The organism is Streptomyces sp. NPDC048441, from assembly GCF_043200235.1.
Classification (GTDB): Bacteria; Actinomycetota; Actinomycetes; order Streptomycetales; family Streptomycetaceae; genus Streptomyces.
In genome coordinates this window covers 45547-60701 of sequence record NZ_JBICXM010000020.1, presented here as the reverse complement: position 1 = coordinate 60701, position 15155 = coordinate 45547, and the positions used below count along the sequence as shown (strand labels likewise).

11 protein-coding genes are annotated in these 15155 nt (G+C 70.3%); 9 read left to right on the top strand and 2 right to left on the bottom strand.

The features are described 5' to 3' along the window. The first annotated feature begins 33 nt into the window (after positions 1 to 33). The 4 genes from ACGFSB_RS34885 to ACGFSB_RS34870 all read left to right on the top strand — a co-directional run bounded on the left by ACGFSB_RS34885 (position 34) and on the right by ACGFSB_RS34870 (position 4571). Positions 34 to 645, top strand: coding sequence for a hypothetical protein (locus tag ACGFSB_RS34885; protein ID WP_393407848.1), 612 nt, complete (start codon positions 34 to 36; stop codon positions 643 to 645). A 237-nt stretch (positions 646 to 882) separates the two neighbouring features. Further along, a complete protein-coding gene (locus ACGFSB_RS34880) occupies positions 883 to 1059 on the top strand; it encodes a hypothetical protein (protein WP_393407845.1) in 177 nt (58 codons plus the stop codon). Positions 1060 to 1124: 65 nt separating this feature from the next. Then, entirely contained in the window at positions 1125 to 4229 is a 3105-nt protein-coding gene (locus tag ACGFSB_RS34875; RefSeq protein ID WP_393407843.1) for an AAA family ATPase, read from the top strand. Between the two features lie 93 nt (positions 4230 to 4322). After that, on the top strand, positions 4323 to 4571 hold the full coding sequence (locus ACGFSB_RS34870) for a DUF6191 domain-containing protein (RefSeq protein WP_393407840.1): 249 nt from the start codon (positions 4323 to 4325) through the stop codon (positions 4569 to 4571). 20 nt (positions 4572 to 4591) lie between these two features. On the opposite strand, the gene ACGFSB_RS34865 is transcribed toward ACGFSB_RS34870, so the two are convergent. Continuing rightward, on the bottom strand, positions 4592 to 5767 hold the full coding sequence (locus tag ACGFSB_RS34865) for a PQQ-dependent sugar dehydrogenase (protein ID WP_393408046.1): 1176 nt from the start codon (positions 5765 to 5767) through the stop codon (positions 4592 to 4594). Between the two features lie 74 nt (positions 5768 to 5841). Beyond that, positions 5842 to 6834, bottom strand: a complete 993-nt coding sequence (locus ACGFSB_RS34860) for an aldo/keto reductase (RefSeq protein ID WP_393407838.1) — start codon at positions 6832 to 6834, stop codon at positions 5842 to 5844. A 95-nt stretch (positions 6835 to 6929) separates the two neighbouring features. Between ACGFSB_RS34860 and ACGFSB_RS34855 the strand changes: the two genes are divergently transcribed. The 5 genes from ACGFSB_RS34855 (at position 6930) to ilvC (ending at position 14959) form a co-directional block, all read left to right on the top strand. Then, positions 6930 to 7892, top strand: coding sequence for a 2-hydroxyacid dehydrogenase (locus ACGFSB_RS34855; protein ID WP_393407835.1), 963 nt, complete (start codon positions 6930 to 6932; stop codon positions 7890 to 7892). Positions 7893 to 8255: 363 nt separating this feature from the next. Continuing rightward, positions 8256 to 11198 (top strand): putative bifunctional diguanylate cyclase/phosphodiesterase, encoded by a 2943-nt coding sequence (locus ACGFSB_RS34850; RefSeq protein ID WP_393408043.1) that lies wholly within the window; start codon positions 8256 to 8258, stop codon positions 11196 to 11198. A gap of 234 nt (positions 11199 to 11432) precedes the next feature. Next, positions 11433 to 13283: an acetolactate synthase large subunit gene (locus ACGFSB_RS34845; protein WP_393407833.1), complete on the top strand. Its 1851-nt coding sequence runs from the start codon at positions 11433 to 11435 to the stop codon at positions 13281 to 13283. Positions 13284 to 13313: 30 nt separating this feature from the next. Then, positions 13314 to 13841, top strand: coding sequence for an acetolactate synthase small subunit (gene ilvN / locus ACGFSB_RS34840; protein WP_383316680.1), 528 nt, complete (start codon positions 13314 to 13316; stop codon positions 13839 to 13841). Positions 13842 to 13960: 119 nt separating this feature from the next. Further along, entirely contained in the window at positions 13961 to 14959 is a 999-nt protein-coding gene (ilvC, locus tag ACGFSB_RS34835) for a ketol-acid reductoisomerase (protein WP_393407831.1), read from the top strand. The last annotated feature ends 196 nt before the right edge of the window (positions 14960 to 15155 follow it).

Here is a 15155-nt window from a genome sequence, read left to right as displayed (position 1 = left end):
AACTTCTCAGACTCCGTCCGTACGGTGCGGGGCATGGGAACTAAGACAGAGGACGAGACCGCGGCCGAGACGGCCGCAAAGCCCGCAGAGCCGGAGGCCGCGGACACCACGGACGCCACCGAGACGGACGCCGTCAAGGTGGAGAAGACCGCCGATGGCGAGGCCGCGGCCAAGGACGCCGTCGAGGTCGACGACGCCGATGACGCCGACGAGCTCGTCGTGGTCGAAGAGGTCGCCGGGGCCAAGTCCAGTGGCGTGTTCCAGGGCGCCGCAGCCGTCGTCTCCGCCGCTCTCGGCGTGATCGGCCTGTCCGGCGGCTGGCTCGGCACGGTCGCCGCGGCGCGCTCGAACATCGTCGGGCAGCTCGAGACCAAGCAGTCGGCGAGCGTCGCCGACCAGATCCAGGCCCTGTACGGCGACTCGTGGCAGATCACGGCGCTGATCGCCGGAGCCTTCGCGCTCGCCGCGCTGGTCGTCGGGTTCATCGTCCTGGTCAGGCCCGCGTTCGGCGCGCCCAGCCAGCAGCCGCAGGCACCGTGGATCAAGTCGGTGGCCTGGGCGGGTGTCGCCCTCGGCGTCATCGGCCTGCTGCTCGCGATCGCCAAGTACTCGGACCTGATCTTCGGGCTGCCGTCGACCAGTTGATAGCAGGCGAGGCGAGGTACTGAGTACGCCGGAGGGGCTGACGCTGATGCGTCAGCCCCTCCGGCGTACTCAGTAAGGATCCCTAAGGCCCCCTTCCGCTCCCCTAAGGCCCCCCGCTCCCTCAACATGCGGCACTCTCCCGATGTGCCACCCCTGCCTGGCAGACGAAAGTAAAGGCATCGCAGAAAGCGAAGCCGAAGACCGAGTCAGGTCAGGTCAGTCAGACAGGGAGTCACCATGTTCGAGTACGAGATGCACCAGCTCCGCGCCGCAGACCTCGCCCGCGAGGCCGACCACCACCGCCTCGTCCGCGAGGCGAAGGCGGCCCGCGCCGCCCGCCGCTCGGCCCGCCAGGAAACCGAGGGGCGGGTGAGTACGACCCTGAGGCGCACCCGCTTCACCCGGGCCGCGTAATGAGCGCGGGGACGTCCGCCGAAGCCCCTGGGATATCCACTGCCACGGCCCCCGCACCCTGTGCGATGCTCACCGCTGTGGAGACCAGGTCTGTAAGCCCCGTGTTCGTCGGCCGCGCCGATGAGCTGGGAGTTCTGAACGACGCACTCGCCCGTGCCAGGGGGAACACCCCCGGCACGGGCGAGCCGCAGGCATTGCTGCTCGGCGGCGAGGCAGGCGTCGGCAAGACCCGCCTCGTCGAGGAGTTCACCGCGGCGGCCCGCGCCGAAGGCGCCGTCGTCGCGCTCGGCGGCTGCGTCGAGATCGGCGCGGACGGCCTCCCCTTCGCCCCCTTCTCCAGCGCCCTGCGCTCCCTGCGCCGCCAGCTCCCCGACGAGGTGGACGCCGCGGCCGCCGACCAGGAGGGCGAGCTCGCCCGGCTCCTGCCCGAACTGGGCGAAGCCCCGCAGCGCCGTCGCGGCACCGACGCCCAGCACGACGAGGAAGGCATGGCCCGCCTCTTCGAGCTGACCGCCCGCCTCCTGGAGCGCCTCGCCGCCGACCGCCCGGTCGTCATCGCCCTGGAAGACCTGCACTGGGCCGACGCCTCGACCCGGCACCTCCTCGCCTACCTCTTCCGCACCCTGCGCAGCGGCAGCCTCGTCGTCGTCGCCACCTACCGTGCCGACGACATCCACCGCCGCCACCCCCTGCGCCCCCTCCTCGCCGAACTCGACCGGCTGCGGACCGTGCGGCGCATCGAACTCTCGCGCTTCAGCAAGGGTGAGGTCGGCCGTCAGATGGCGGGGATCCTCAGCGCCGAGCCGGCGCAGTCCCTGGTGGACGACATCTTCGACCGCTCGGACGGCAACGCCTTCTTCGTCGAGGAACTCGCGGTCGCCGCGCACGGCGGCAGCTGCGCGAGCCTCACCGACTCCCTGCGCGATCTCCTTCTCGTACGCGTCGAGGAGCTGCCCGAGGACACTCAGCGGGTGGCGAGGATCGTCGCCGAGGGCGGCTCGACCGTGGAGTACCCGCTGCTCGCCGCGGTGGCGAAGCTCGCGGAGGACGATCTGATCGAGGCGCTGCGGGCCGCGGTCGGCGCCAACATCCTGCTGCCTTCGCCCGACGCCGACGGCTACCGCTTCCGGCACTCCCTGGTGCGCGAGGCCGTCAGCGACGACCTGCTGCCCGGCGAGCGCTCCCGGATCAACCGCCGCTTCGCCATGGTCCTCGAAGCCGACCCCTCGCTCGTCGCCGCCGACCAGCGCGCCGCCCGCCTCGCCAGCTACTGGTACCACGCACACGACGCGGCGAAGGCGCTTCCGGCCGTCCTGCGCGCCTCCGTCGAGGCCCGCCGCCGCTATGCGTACTCCGAGCAACTGCGCCTGCTCGAACGGGCGATGGAGCTGTGGGACGACGCCCCCGACGACGTACGCCACGAACTGCGCCCCCTCGACTACGCAGAGGTCTATCCCCCCTGCGGCTGCGACCCCGCCACCACCCCGCTGCGCTACCTCGACCTGATGGCGGAGGCCGCCGTCGCCGGTCGTCTCTGCGGTGAGCGCGAGCGCGCCCTGAAGATAACCAAGCGCGCGCTGCGGCTCCTCGAGGACGAGCAAGATCCCCTGCGCGCCGCCTGGTTCTGGATCCAGCGCTCCCGGCTCACCTCGACGCTCGGCCGCGGCGACGGCTGGGCGGAGATCGCCACCGCCCAGGATCTTGTCCGCGGCCTTCCGCCGTCCGAGGTGCATGCCGAAGTCCTCACCAACGTCGCCTCCTGGGGCATGCTCCACAACCCCGGCGAGGAGACCCTGGCAGCGGCCCAACGTGCCGTCGAGTACGCCCGGATGGTCAAGGCCGAGGAGACCGAACTCAACGCCCGGCTCATCCTCGGCGGCCTCCTGGTCGACGCGGGCGACGTCGAGGAGGGCTTCGCGGAGATGTACGCGGTCAGGGACCGGTGCGTGGCACCGCCCGGCCTGGTCTCCAGGATCCCGCACATCCATGTCAACCTGCCCTCGGTACTCGAAGGCGTGGGCCGCTCCCTGGAGTCCATCGAGGTCGGCGAGCAGGGCCTCGCGCTCTGCCGGAAGTACGGACTCACGGACACCGAGAGCTGGGTCCAGGTCAACCAGGCGGAATCCCTTTTCTCGCTCGGCCGTTGGGACGAGGCGGTCGAAGCCTGCGAGGCGGCCCGCCGCGGCGCGCTCAGCGTCAAACCACGGGCCAGCTCGGCCCTGCACCTCGCCGTCGTCTCCCTGGGCCGCGGCGACGTGGCCGAAGCCGCCGCCCAACTGACCGTGGCCCGCGACCACTACGGCCTGCACGGCCTCATGCCGCAGTACTCCCTGCCCATGGTCACCGCCGCCCTCGGCATCGCGGCGGGCGAGGCCGACCGCGCTTCCGGCGTCGCCACGGCACGCGCCGAGCTCGAACGGGCCCTGGCCACGGGCTTCCCGCCCGGCACCCAGCGCTACACCTGGCCCCTGCTCCTGGCAGCCGCCACCTCGGAGGCCGATACGCGCGGTCTGCCCGCCGCCGAGCCCGGCCGGACCGAGGCCATCGACAGCATCCGCCGGGCGGCCAGGAAGCTCCCCGCGCCCGTGCCGGTCTGGGCCGCCTACGAGACGTGGGTACGCGCCGAACTCCTCCGCGCCGAGGACCGCGACGCCCCCGACGACTGGTCCGCCACCGTCACCGCGCTCGAACCCCTCGGCCGCCCCTACGACCTCGCCCGTGCCCGGCTCCGCCTGGCCGAGTCCCTCCTCGCCACCGCGGCCGGGGCGGGCGCCGAAGCGGATCGTGAGCGCGCCGCCGGGCTGCTGCGGCAGGCCCGCGACGTCGCCGACGGCCTGGGCGCCCGGCCCCTCACCGAGTCCATCGCCGGGCTCGCGCAGCGGGCCCGCCTCACCCTGAACACGCAGGACGCCCCGCGCGCCCACCTCACCCCGGTCGACCCGGCCGAGGCCCTCGGCCTCACCAGTCGGGAGCGGGACGTGCTCCGCCGTGTCGCCGCGGGCCGCAGTAACCGGCAGATCGCCGAGGAACTCTTCATCTCCCCGAAGACGGCGAGCGTCCACGTCTCCAACATCCTCGCCAAGCTGGGTGTCGCGGGCCGGGGCGAGGCGGCAGCCCTGGCTCACCGTCTGCGCCTCTTCCCCGCCGAGCGTGCGCAGTCGACGGGCTGAACTGGTGCTGACCTGCGCTTTCTCGGCTCCGACGGGTTTCCGGCGGCCTCGCTTACGCTGGATGGAAGGAACTCGGCCGCCAGGAGGCGCAGTGTGTTCAACCTGATCGAGCTTTTCCAGCCGGGTCGCAAGCACACGGACGACGAGCAGAAGCGCCTGGAGCTGAGCCGGACCGACGTGGCCGACGGTGATCCCGGCCGGGGGCCGATAGACCTGACCTCCGGCAAGGTGGTGGTCCGGGTGCCGCAGCAGGTGGATGCGGAGGCGGAGCCCGCCGAGTCCGAGCCTGCCGACTCCGGGCCTGCCGCAGGCGCTGCCCCCGAGCCTGATCCCGAGAAGTAGTCCGCCTCGACCGCCCCGCTCTACCGCACCTCCACCTCCAAAATCTTGTCGTCCCCCTTCTCAGGGGTGCCGCGGGAATCCGTCTCGTTCGTCACCAGCCACAGCTTGTCGCCGCCCGCCGCCACGACCGTGCGCAAGCGGCCCTGCTCGCCCTTCAGGAATGACTGGGGTTCGACGGTGCCGGGGTGCACGCCGCGGACCGGGATGCGCCACAGGCGCTCACCGCGGAGGCCCGCCATCCAGATCGAGCCCTCCGCATAGGCGATGCCGCTGGGGGAGGCCTCTGAGGTCTTCCACTGGGCCACCGGATCATGGAAGCCGTCGTTGTCGCCCTTGCCCTCGACCTCGGGCCAGCCGTAGTTGTCGCCGGCCTTGATCTCGTTCAGCTCGTCCCAGGTGTCCTGGCCGAACTCCGCCGCCCAGAGCTGCTTGTCCTCGTCCCAGGCCAGGCCCTGCACATTGCGGTGGCCGTACGAATAGACAGGGGAGTCGCCGAAGGGGTTGCCGGGGGCCGGGTCGCCGTCCGGGGTCAGACGGAGAATCTTGCCGCCCAGTGACTTCTTGTCCTGCGCGAGACCCGACTCGCCTGTCTCGCCCGTGCCCGCGTACAACATCTTGTCCGGGCCGAACGCGATCCGGCCGCCGTTGTGGACGACGCCCTTGGGGATGCCCTTGAACACCGTGTCGGGCGCGCCCAGTTGTTCGCCGGACGGCTTCTTCTCGTCGTACAACATGCGGGCGATGCGGTTGTCCGACTCCGTGGTGAAGTACGCGTAGACCATGTGGTCGGATGCGTACGAAGGAGAGAGCGCCAGGCCCATCAGCCCGCCCTCGCCCGCGGGGGAGGCGCCGGGGACCGAGCCGAGCTCCGTCTTCTTGCCGGTCTTGCCGTCGACCCGGGTGATGGTCCCCTCGTCGCGCGAGGACACGAGGAGGTCCCCGCCGGGGAGCGGCGCGAGGCCCCACGGTGACTTCAGATTCTCGGTGAGAGTCTTGGTGACCTTCGCCGCCCCCTTCTCAGGCGGGGCCTCACCGGCGCGTGGCTTTTCCCTGGACGTCCCGCCGGAGTCCGCGGGGCTCGATCCGGGGCTCTTTCCCTTGTCCGGCGCGTCCGATCCCCCGGACGAGCAACCGGCCGTGAGTACCAGGGCGGCGGCGGCCAATGCGGCCGTGACAGCAGGTCGTTGCACGATCAGGTTCCCTTCGACGCAGCGCTTCTCCTGTTCATACACCGCTAGGGCCCTAGGTCCCCACAGGTTCCCGGCCCCGCTCAGTCCCACGACCCCATCCCCGACGGCAGCGCCTCGATCTCCGCCAGGTCCGCCCCGGTCAGACGCACCCCGGCGGCCCCCGCGTTCTGCACCGCCCAGCGTTCCCGCTTGGCGCCGGGAATCGGCACCACGTGCGGCCCTTGCGCGAGCACCCACCCCAGCGCCACCTGCGCCGGTGTCGCCCCGTGCCGCTCGGCCACCCGGCGGAGCCCCACCAGGAGCGGCTGGTTGGCCGCCATCATCTCGGCGGTGAAACGGGGATGCCTGGCCCGCACATCGTCCGGCTCGAAGCCCTCCCCGGGCGTCAGCGTCCCGGTGAGGAATCCGTTGCCCAGCGGCATCGCCGCCAGGAAGCCGATCCCGCGCGCCGCGCACCACGGCAGGAGCGCGTCGAGCGCCTCGCGCGACCACACCGACAGCTCGGCCTCCACCGCGCTGACCGGGAAGACCTGCTGGACGCGTTCGAGCTGCCGGATCGTTCCGTCATGCAGTCCTCTGCCCTCGCGCCGCGAAGCCCGCGCCCCCACCGCACAGAGGCCGAGCGCCCGTACCTTTCCCGCCGCGACGAGCTCGGCCATCGCGCCCCAGGTCTCCTCGACGGGTACCTCGGGATCGGCGCGGTGCAGTTGGTACAGGTCGATGGTCTCGGTCTGGAGCCGCCGCAGCGACGCGTCGCAGGCCCGCTTCACATAGCCGGGGCGGCCGTTGGCGACGATGTGCTGCTCGCCCACAAGGAGCCCGCACTTGGTCGACACGAAGGCCTCGGCCCGCCGCTCCTTCAACGCCCGCCCCACCAGGAGCTCGTTGGTGAACGGGCCGTACATGTCCGCCGTGTCAAGCAGGGTCGAGCCCTGGTCGAGCGCGGTGTGCACGGTGCGCAGCGACTCCTCGCCCCGCTGCCGGGAGCCGGTGTACGCCCAGCTCATCGGCATGCAGCCGAGTCCGACCGCACCCACCTCGAGCGCTGCCGCGCCGATCGTCCTGCGGTCCACCTGGCCGTGCCCCCCACCTCATGTCGAGCGGTCACCAACGTAACGTCTGGCTCCCCCCACCTGGCGTGCGGCCTCCGCGCATTAGCCTCCTGACCATGACGACAGATGTATGGCTCCCCCTTGCCGCGGACGAGATCGACGGCCTGCCCCGGGCAGCCGAGGCCGGGCTCAACTACCGCTTCTGGGACGGCGGCCCGGACTTTCCGGCCGATCCAGCCGATTGCGCGTTCTACGTAGTGCCCTATCTGAAGGGCGCGGAGGTCTCCGTACGCCCGCTGCCCGAGATGACATCGCTGCGCGCCGTACAGACGCTCACCGCGGGCATCGACCACGTGCAGTCCGGGCTCTCCTCCCTCGCGCCCGGCGTGCGGCTGTGCAACGCGCGTGGGGTCCACGAGGCCAGTACGGCGGAGCTCGCGCTCGCCCTGACCCTCGCGTCCCTGCGCGGCATCCCCCGGTTCGTGGAAGGGCAGCGGCAGGAGGAGTGGCGGTCCGGGTTCTATCCGGCGCTCGCCGACAAGTCCGTGCTGATCGTGGGCTACGGATCGATCGGTTCCGCCATCGAGGACCGGCTCGCGCCCTTCGAGTGCGCGCGGGTGACGCGCGTCGCGCGCTCCGCACGTGCCACGGAGCGCGGCCCCGTGCATCCGCTCGCCGAACTGCCGGCGCTGCTCCCGGAAGCCGATGTGGTCATCCTCTCCACGCCCCTCACCGACACCTCCCGTGGCCTGGTCAGCGGCGACTTCCTGGCCCGCATGAAGGACGGCGCCCTGCTGGTGAACGTCGCGCGCGGCCCGGTCGTCGACACCAAGGCGCTCCTGGCCGAACTGGAGAGCGGCCGGATCACCGCCGCCCTCGATGTCACCGACCCGGAACCGCTGCCCGCAGGTCACCCCCTGTGGCAGGCTCCTGGAGTGCTCATCAGCCCGCACGTGGGCGGATCGACCTCCGCCTTCCTGCCCCGCGCCAAGCGTCTGCTCGCCGCGCAGCTGACCCGCTACGTCGCCGGGGAACCCCTGGAGAACGTCGTCCTGACAACAGGCGGCGCGACCAAGTAGCGGCCACTCAGGGATCGTTCGGGCACGCTCCGCACTCATTCGTGTGCGCCCCGTGCCCATATTGCCACCGATAGTCACTGAGCGTAGAAGGACTATGTCCCTGAGTGACGAGACTGGTGTATCGTCCCGACAGGGGCTGCGCCGTGGACCGTTTCGGCGCCGGGGACGACACAGGTAGACGCGAGGGGGGCGACGGGCGATGCACGGTCAATGGACGGACGATCCGACGCGGCGAGGCCGTCGATGGCGGGTCTCATGCGTACCGGCTCGCGGTCGGACGCGCGGTGGCATACGGGAAGTTCCGGGACTGAGCAGTCGCGGGAGGCGGGCGGACACGAGGGCGGCGCGGACCAGGGCGGCCCGGTGAGCACCCGCCCGTCAGCCGCCACCACCCTAGATGGCGGCGGGGGCCTGACGGCGCCGCTTCCGTCCGGAGCACCACTGACCCGGTGCCCCGTCCCCGGCGGCGGCATGGGCATCGCCTCGCAGGTCGTGCTGCTCATGGTCTGCGGCGGTTATGCCACCGGGGCCGCGCTCGGCTGGGGTTCGGACCGAGCCGCCCTGATCATGGGGGACTTCGGGCTCAGCATCGCGGCGGCGGCCGCCGCGGTCTCCTGCTTCCGCTACTCACGAACCCGCCGCAGCCGCTTTCGACCCGCATGGCTGCTGTTCGCGTTCTCCTCCGCGATGGCGTCCCTGGGTAACGGCGTATGGGGCTGGTACGAGGTCGTGCTCGAGCGCCCCGTGCCGAGTCCGGGCCTCGCCGACCTGTTCTTCCTGTGCTTCGCGCCGCCCGCCATCATCGGCCTCCTCGTGCTCGCCAAGCGCCCGGTGACCAAGGCCGGCTGGATCTGCCTCGCGCTCGACGCCTGGCTCATCGGCGGCTCGCTGCTCACGCTCTCCTGGAGCCTGGCTCTCGCGCACACGGCACAGTTCGAGGGTCAGAGCGTCTCGCACGCCGCGCTCTCGCTCGCCTATCCACTCCTCGACATCGCGCTGGTCAGCATGGTCCTCGCGCTGCACTTCAGGCGGTCGTCCGCCAACCGCACGGCGGTGAACACGGCGATCGGTGCCCTCGCGCTGACCGTCATGAGCGACGCGATGTTCACCTCGCCGCTGCTGCACTCCAGTTACCGCTCAGGACAGATGCTGGATGCGGGCTGGTTCGCGGGCTCGCTGCTCCTGGCGTACGCACCCTGGGCAGAGCCCTGGCACAAGCAGGCGGACGCGAACGACGTGCGCCGCGCGCGTGTGGAGGACGACGGCGTCCCCAAGGGGATGCGGGCCGCCGCCAACCGGCCGATCGCCGGATCGCTCGCCGCGCTCACGCCGTATCTGGCCGCCGCTGTCTGCACGTTGGGGATTCTCTACAACGTGCTCAGTGGTCGCAGCGTCGACGAAGTCGTGCTTTTCACGGCGGGCACCGTCGTGCTCGCCCTGGTCGTGCGCCAGGGCATCATGCTCCTGGACAACATCACCCTCACCCAGGAACTGGCCCAGAAGGAGAACCACTTCCGCTCCCTGGTGCAGGGTTCGAGCGACGTCATCATGATCGCCGCTCCGAACGGCATACTTCACTACGTCAGCCCGGCCGCTTCCGGGGTCTACGGCCGCGATGCCGAAGAGCTCATGGGCTCCGAACTGGCCTCGCTCATGCACCCCGAGGACCTGGGCCGCGTGGTCCACGAAGTCCGCAGATTCCTCACGGCGAACCCCGTCGAAGAACCCACGACCCGCATCGAATGCCGCTTCAAGTCCGGCGACGGCGACTGGCTGAACGTGGAATCCACCGTCAACCGTCACCAGGGCGGCCTCATCTTCAACAGCCGGGACGTCACCGAACGGGTGCGCCTCCAGGCGCAGTTGCAGCACAACGCGGAACACGACCCGCTCACCGACCTGCCCAACCGCGCCCTGTTCACCCGCCGGGTCGGCCAGGCACTCAACGGGCGCAGAGTCACCGACCGGGGCACAGCCGTGCTCTTCATCGACCTGGACGGCTTCAAGGCGGTCAACGACACCATCGGCCATCAGGCGGGCGACGAGCTCCTCATCCAGGCGGCCCGCCGCCTTCAGGAGGCCGTCAGGTCCGGGGACTGCGCGGCCCGGCTTGGCGGCGACGAATTCGCCGCGCTCATCGTGGGCGACGGCACCCGCGACCAGGCGGCCCGCGAGCAGCACATCTATGAACTCGCCGACCGGCTCAGAATCACCCTCTCCCAGCCCTACGCGATCGACGGCAACGACGTGCGCGTGGCGGCCTCCATCGGCGTGGCCTTCGCCGAACCGGGTCTAGGGGCGGGTGAGTTGCTGCGCAACGCCGACCTCGCGATGTACCGCGCCAAGGCCGCGGGCAAGGGCCGCGTCGAGCTGTACGCGCCTCAGATGCAGGCCGACGTCGTCCGCAAGGCGGAGCTGGCGACCCGCCTGCGCACCGCGCTGCACGAAGGCGAGTTCGCGCTGCTCCACCAGCCCGTGGTCTCCCTGGACGACGGGCGCATCACCTCCGTCGCGGCCCAGGCACGCTGGCGCTCGGCGCAGGGCATCCTCTTCACGCCCGCCGAGTTCCTGCGCGTCGCCGACAGCTCGGACGCCCAGGAGAGCGCCCGCACCGCCGAGCTCGGCCGCTGGATGTTCGAAGAAGCCGTCCAGCAGGCCGCCGAGCGCGGCCACACGGGTCACGCGACGCCCGTCGCCGTCCGCATCAGCGCCCGGCGTCTCCTCGACCGCTCCATGCCCCTCGGCTCCATCGAGGCGCTCCTCACACGCCACGGGCTGCCTTCGGGGGCGCTCATCATCGAGCTCGCCGACAGCGACCCCCGGGTCCCGCTGGACGAGCTCGAGCGCCGTCTGACCTCGCTGCGCAGACTCGGCGTGCGCATCGCCCTGGACGGCTTCGGCAGTGGTTATGCGGCCATCACCGCACTGCGGCGGCTCCCCGTCGACGTACTGAAACTGGACCGCAGTCTCATCGAGGGCGTCGTCGAGTCCGCGCGCCTTCACAAGATCACGTCCGGTCTGCTGCGCATCGCCACGGATCTGGGGCTGCGCTCCGTGGCCGACGGCGTCGATCTGCCGGAGCAGGTCATCGCCCTCCGCGCGATGGGGTGCACGCACGGACAGGGCATGGCGTTCTCCGGGCCCCTCGACGAGTACCGGCTGCGCCGGGCGCTGTCGTTCGGGCGGTATCCGGTGCCGCACGGGCCCGTGGAGCCGGCGTTCGCGGGTGGCCTTCCGATGGCGTTCGGGGGAGGTGTCGAGGCGTACGTCCGCTCACATAATGAGACCCCCGTCCCACCTACTTGACAGGCACTGTGCGCCGGGGAGAAGGTCAGTGCCATGCGCACCCGAATTCTCGTACTTGGAAAGCGCGTCGGCTGAAGCAGGGATTCACCGGTCCGAACACCGGAATCCCCGCAACCCGCTCCGACGCGCTCCCCTCGCTTGCCTCACGGCACGAGGGGTTTTTTGTTGCACCGGCACCCGCCAAACCCCCGCAAACACCCCGCAAAAACCCTCAGCTTCGAGAAGAGAATGCCGATGACCGAGCAGGCCACCGGGGCCCACCATCCGCAGCCGCGGCCCCGATCCTCAGGACAGCAGTCCGCCCCCGTCGAGCACGTCACGGGCGCGAAGTCCCTCATTCGTTCTCTCGAGGAAGTCGGGGCCGACACGGTATTCGGCATCCCCGGCGGCGCCATCCTTCCCGCGTACGACCCGATGATGGACTCCACCCGCGTCCGTCACATCCTGGTCCGTCACGAGCAGGGCGCGGGCCACGCGGCCACCGGTTACGCGCAGGCCACCGGCAAGGTCGGGGTGTGCATGGCGACGAGCGGCCCGGGTGCCACCAACCTCGTCACGCCGATCGCCGACGCCCACATGGACTCCGTCCCGCTGGTCGCGATCACCGGCCAGGTGGCGTCCAAGGCGATCGGTACGGACGCCTTCCAGGAGGCGGACATCGTCGGCATCACGATGCCGATCACCAAGCACAACTTCCTGGTGACCAAGGCCGAGGACATCCCGCGGACGATCGCGGAGGCCTTCCACATCGCCTCCACCGGCCGTCCGGGCCCCGTCCTCGTCGACATCGCCAAGGACGCACTCCAGGCGCAGACCACGTTCCAGTGGCCGCCCACCCAGGACCTGCCCGGCTACCGCCCGGTGACCAAGCCGCACGCCAAGCAGATCCGCGAGGCCGCGAAGCTGATCACCGCCGCCAAGCGGCCCGTCCTCTACGTCGGCGGCGGCGTCCTGAAGGCGCAGGCCACCGCAGAGCTGAAGGTCCTCGCAGAACTCACCGGAGCGCCCGTCACCACCACACTGATGGCGCTCGGCGCATTCCCCGACAGTCACAAGCTGCACGTGGGAATGCCGGGCATGCACGGAGCGGTCACCGCCGTCACCGCGCTGCAGAAGGCCGACCTGATCGTCGCCCTCGGAGCCCGCTTCGACGACCGTGTCACCGGCAAGCTGGACAGCTTCGCGCCCTTCGCGAAGATCGTCCACGCCGATATCGACCCGGCCGAGATCGGCAAGAACCGCGCAGCGGACGTGCCGATCGTCGGAGACGCCCGCGAGGTCATCGCGGACCTGATCCAGGCGGTCCAGGCGGAGCACACCGCCGGGCAGCAGGGCGACTACACCGCCTGGTGGAAGGACCTCAACCGCTGGCGCGACACCTACCCCCTGGGCTACGACCAGCCCGAGGACGGCTCGCTCTCGCCGCAGCAGGTCATCGAGCGCGTCGGCAAGCTCGCCCCCGAGGACACGATCTTCGCGGCGGGCGTCGGCCAGCACCAGATGTGGGCCGCCCACTTCATCGACTACGAGAAGCCCGCCACCTGGCTCAACTCCGGCGGCGCGGGCACGATGGGCTACGCGGTCCCGGCCGCGATGGGCGCCAAGGCCGGACAGCCCGACCGCACGGTCTGGGCGATCGACGGCGACGGCTGCTTCCAGATGACCAATCAGGAACTCACCACCTGCGCCCTGAACAACATCCCGATCAAGGTCGCCATCATCAACAACGGCGCCCTCGGCATGGTCCGCCAGTGGCAGACGCTGTTCTACAACCAGCGCTACTCCAACACGGTGCTTCACGCGGGCCCGGAGGGGGACACCCCGCCCAACAAGGGCACCCGCGTCCCGGACTTCGTGAAGCTTTCGGAGGCCATGGGCTGCGTCGCACTGCGCTGCGAGCGTCCCGAGGACCTCGACAAGGTCATCGCCGAGGCCAACTCCATCAACGACCGCCCCGTCGTGGTCGACTTCATCGTCCACGAGGACGCCCAGGTCTGGCCGATGGTCGCCGCGGGCACCTCGAACGACGAAGTCATGGCCGCCCGCGGGGTCCGCCCCGACTTCGGCGACAACGAAGACGACTGAGACCGAGAGCGAAAGAGAGACTCAAGAGTCATGTCCACCAAGCACACGCTCTCCGTCCTGGTCGAGAACAAGCCCGGTGTCCTCGCCCGGATCACCGCCCTGTTCTCCCGCCGCGGCTTCAATATCGACTCCCTGGCCGTGGGCGTCACCGAGCACCCCGACATCTCACGCATCACCATCGTCGTGAACGTCGAGGAACTGCCGCTCGAACAGGTCACCAAGCAGCTCAACAAGCTTGTCAACGTCCTGAAGATCGTCGAACTCGAGCCGGCCGGCGCCGTGGCCCGCGAACTGGTCCTCGCCAAGGTCCGCGCCGACAACGAGACGCGCTCGCAGATCGTCGAGATCGTCCAGCTGTTCCGCGCCAAGACCGTGGACGTCTCGCCCGAGGCGGTCACCATCGAGGCCACCGGATCCAGCGACAAGCTGGAGGCCATGCTCAAGATGCTGGAACCCTTCGGCATCAAGGAGCTCGTCCAGTCCGGCACCATCGCGATCGGCCGCGGCTCCCGCTCCATCACGGACCGCAGCCTGCGGGCGCTCGACCGCTCGGCCTGACCGAGGCCGGACAGGCCTGAACCGGCCGCCGGACCCGCCCGCATACCGAGACCGTAAAACTTCCCTCCCCCGCCCGCCGTACGGTGGGTCGCAACACCAGCACACATAGGAGATTTCCAGTGGCCGAGCTGTTCTACGACGACGACGCCGACCTGTCCATCATCCAGGGCCGCAAGGTCGCGGTCATCGGATACGGCAGCCAGGGCCACGCCCACGCGCTGTCCCTCCGTGACTCGGGTGTCGACGTCCGTGTCGGTCTGCACGAGGGCTCCAAGTCCAAGGCCAAGGCCAAGGAGCAGGGCCTGCGCGTGGTGACGCCCGCCGAGGCCACCGCCGAGGCCGACGTCATCATGATCCTGGTCCCGGACCCGATCCAGGCCCAGGTCTACGAGGAGTCCATCAAGGACAACCTCAAGGACGGCGACGCGCTGTTCTTCGGCCACGGCCTGAACATCCGCTTCGGCTTCATCAAGGCCCCCGAGGGCGTCGACGTCTGCATGGTCGCCCCGAAGGGCCCGGGTCACCTGGTCCGCCGTCAGTACGAGGAAGGCCGCGGCGTTCCGTGTATCGCGGCCGTCGAGCAGGACGCGACCGGCAACGGCTTCGCGCTGGCTCTCTCGTACGCGAAGGGCATCGGCGGCACGCGTGCGGGCGTCATCAAGACGACCTTCACCGAGGAGACCGAGACCGACCTGTTCGGCGAGCAGGCCGTGCTCTGTGGCGGCACCGCCGCGCTGGTCAAGGCGGGCTTCGAGACGCTGACCGAGGCGGGCTACCAGCCGGAGATCGCGTACTTCGAGTGCCTCCACGAGCTGAAGCTCATCGTGGACCTCATGTACGAGGGCGGCCTGGAGAAGATGCGCTGGTCGGTCTCCGAGACCGCTGAGTGGGGCGACTACGTCACCGGCCCGCGGATCATCACGGACGCCACCAAGGCCGAGATGAAGAAGGTCCTGACCGAGATCCAGGACGGCACCTTCGCCAAGCAGTGGATGGACGAGTACCACGGCGGTCTGAAGAAGTACAACGAGTACAAGACCCAGGACGAGAACAGCCTCCTGGCGACCACGGGCAAGGAGCTCCGCAAGCTCATGTCGTGGGTGAACGACGAGGCGTAAGCCTTGGGACGACGGGGCCGGGGCCGCTGCCCCGGCCCTGTTGTCCACCCCGTCCAGCCACGGACGGGTGATCCTTCCATGGAGGCGTAAGACTCCCGTCAATACGCCACTAGACTGCTGGAAATATTCGCGTCAGGCCCACAGCGTCGTGCGTCTTCCACGCGGCTAAGCGCCACCGAAAAGGGGCAGGCACGCC

Excerpts from the sequence above, each read along its gene's own strand:
- ilvN (WP_383316680.1), top strand. The coding sequence starts at position 13,314 with ATGTCCACCAAGCACACGCTCTCCGTCCTGGTCGAGAACAAGCCCGGT.
- ACGFSB_RS34875 (WP_393407843.1), top strand. The coding sequence starts at position 1,125 with ATGCTCACCGCTGTGGAGACCAGGTCTGTAAGCCCCGTGTTCGTCGGC.
- ACGFSB_RS34885 (WP_393407848.1), top strand. The coding sequence starts at position 34 with ATGGGAACTAAGACAGAGGACGAGACCGCGGCCGAGACGGCCGCAAAG.
- ACGFSB_RS34855 (WP_393407835.1), top strand. The coding sequence starts at position 6,930 with ATGACGACAGATGTATGGCTCCCCCTTGCCGCGGACGAGATCGACGGC.
- ACGFSB_RS34845 (WP_393407833.1), top strand. The coding sequence starts at position 11,433 with ATGACCGAGCAGGCCACCGGGGCCCACCATCCGCAGCCGCGGCCCCGA.
- ACGFSB_RS34880 (WP_393407845.1), top strand. The coding sequence starts at position 883 with ATGTTCGAGTACGAGATGCACCAGCTCCGCGCCGCAGACCTCGCCCGC.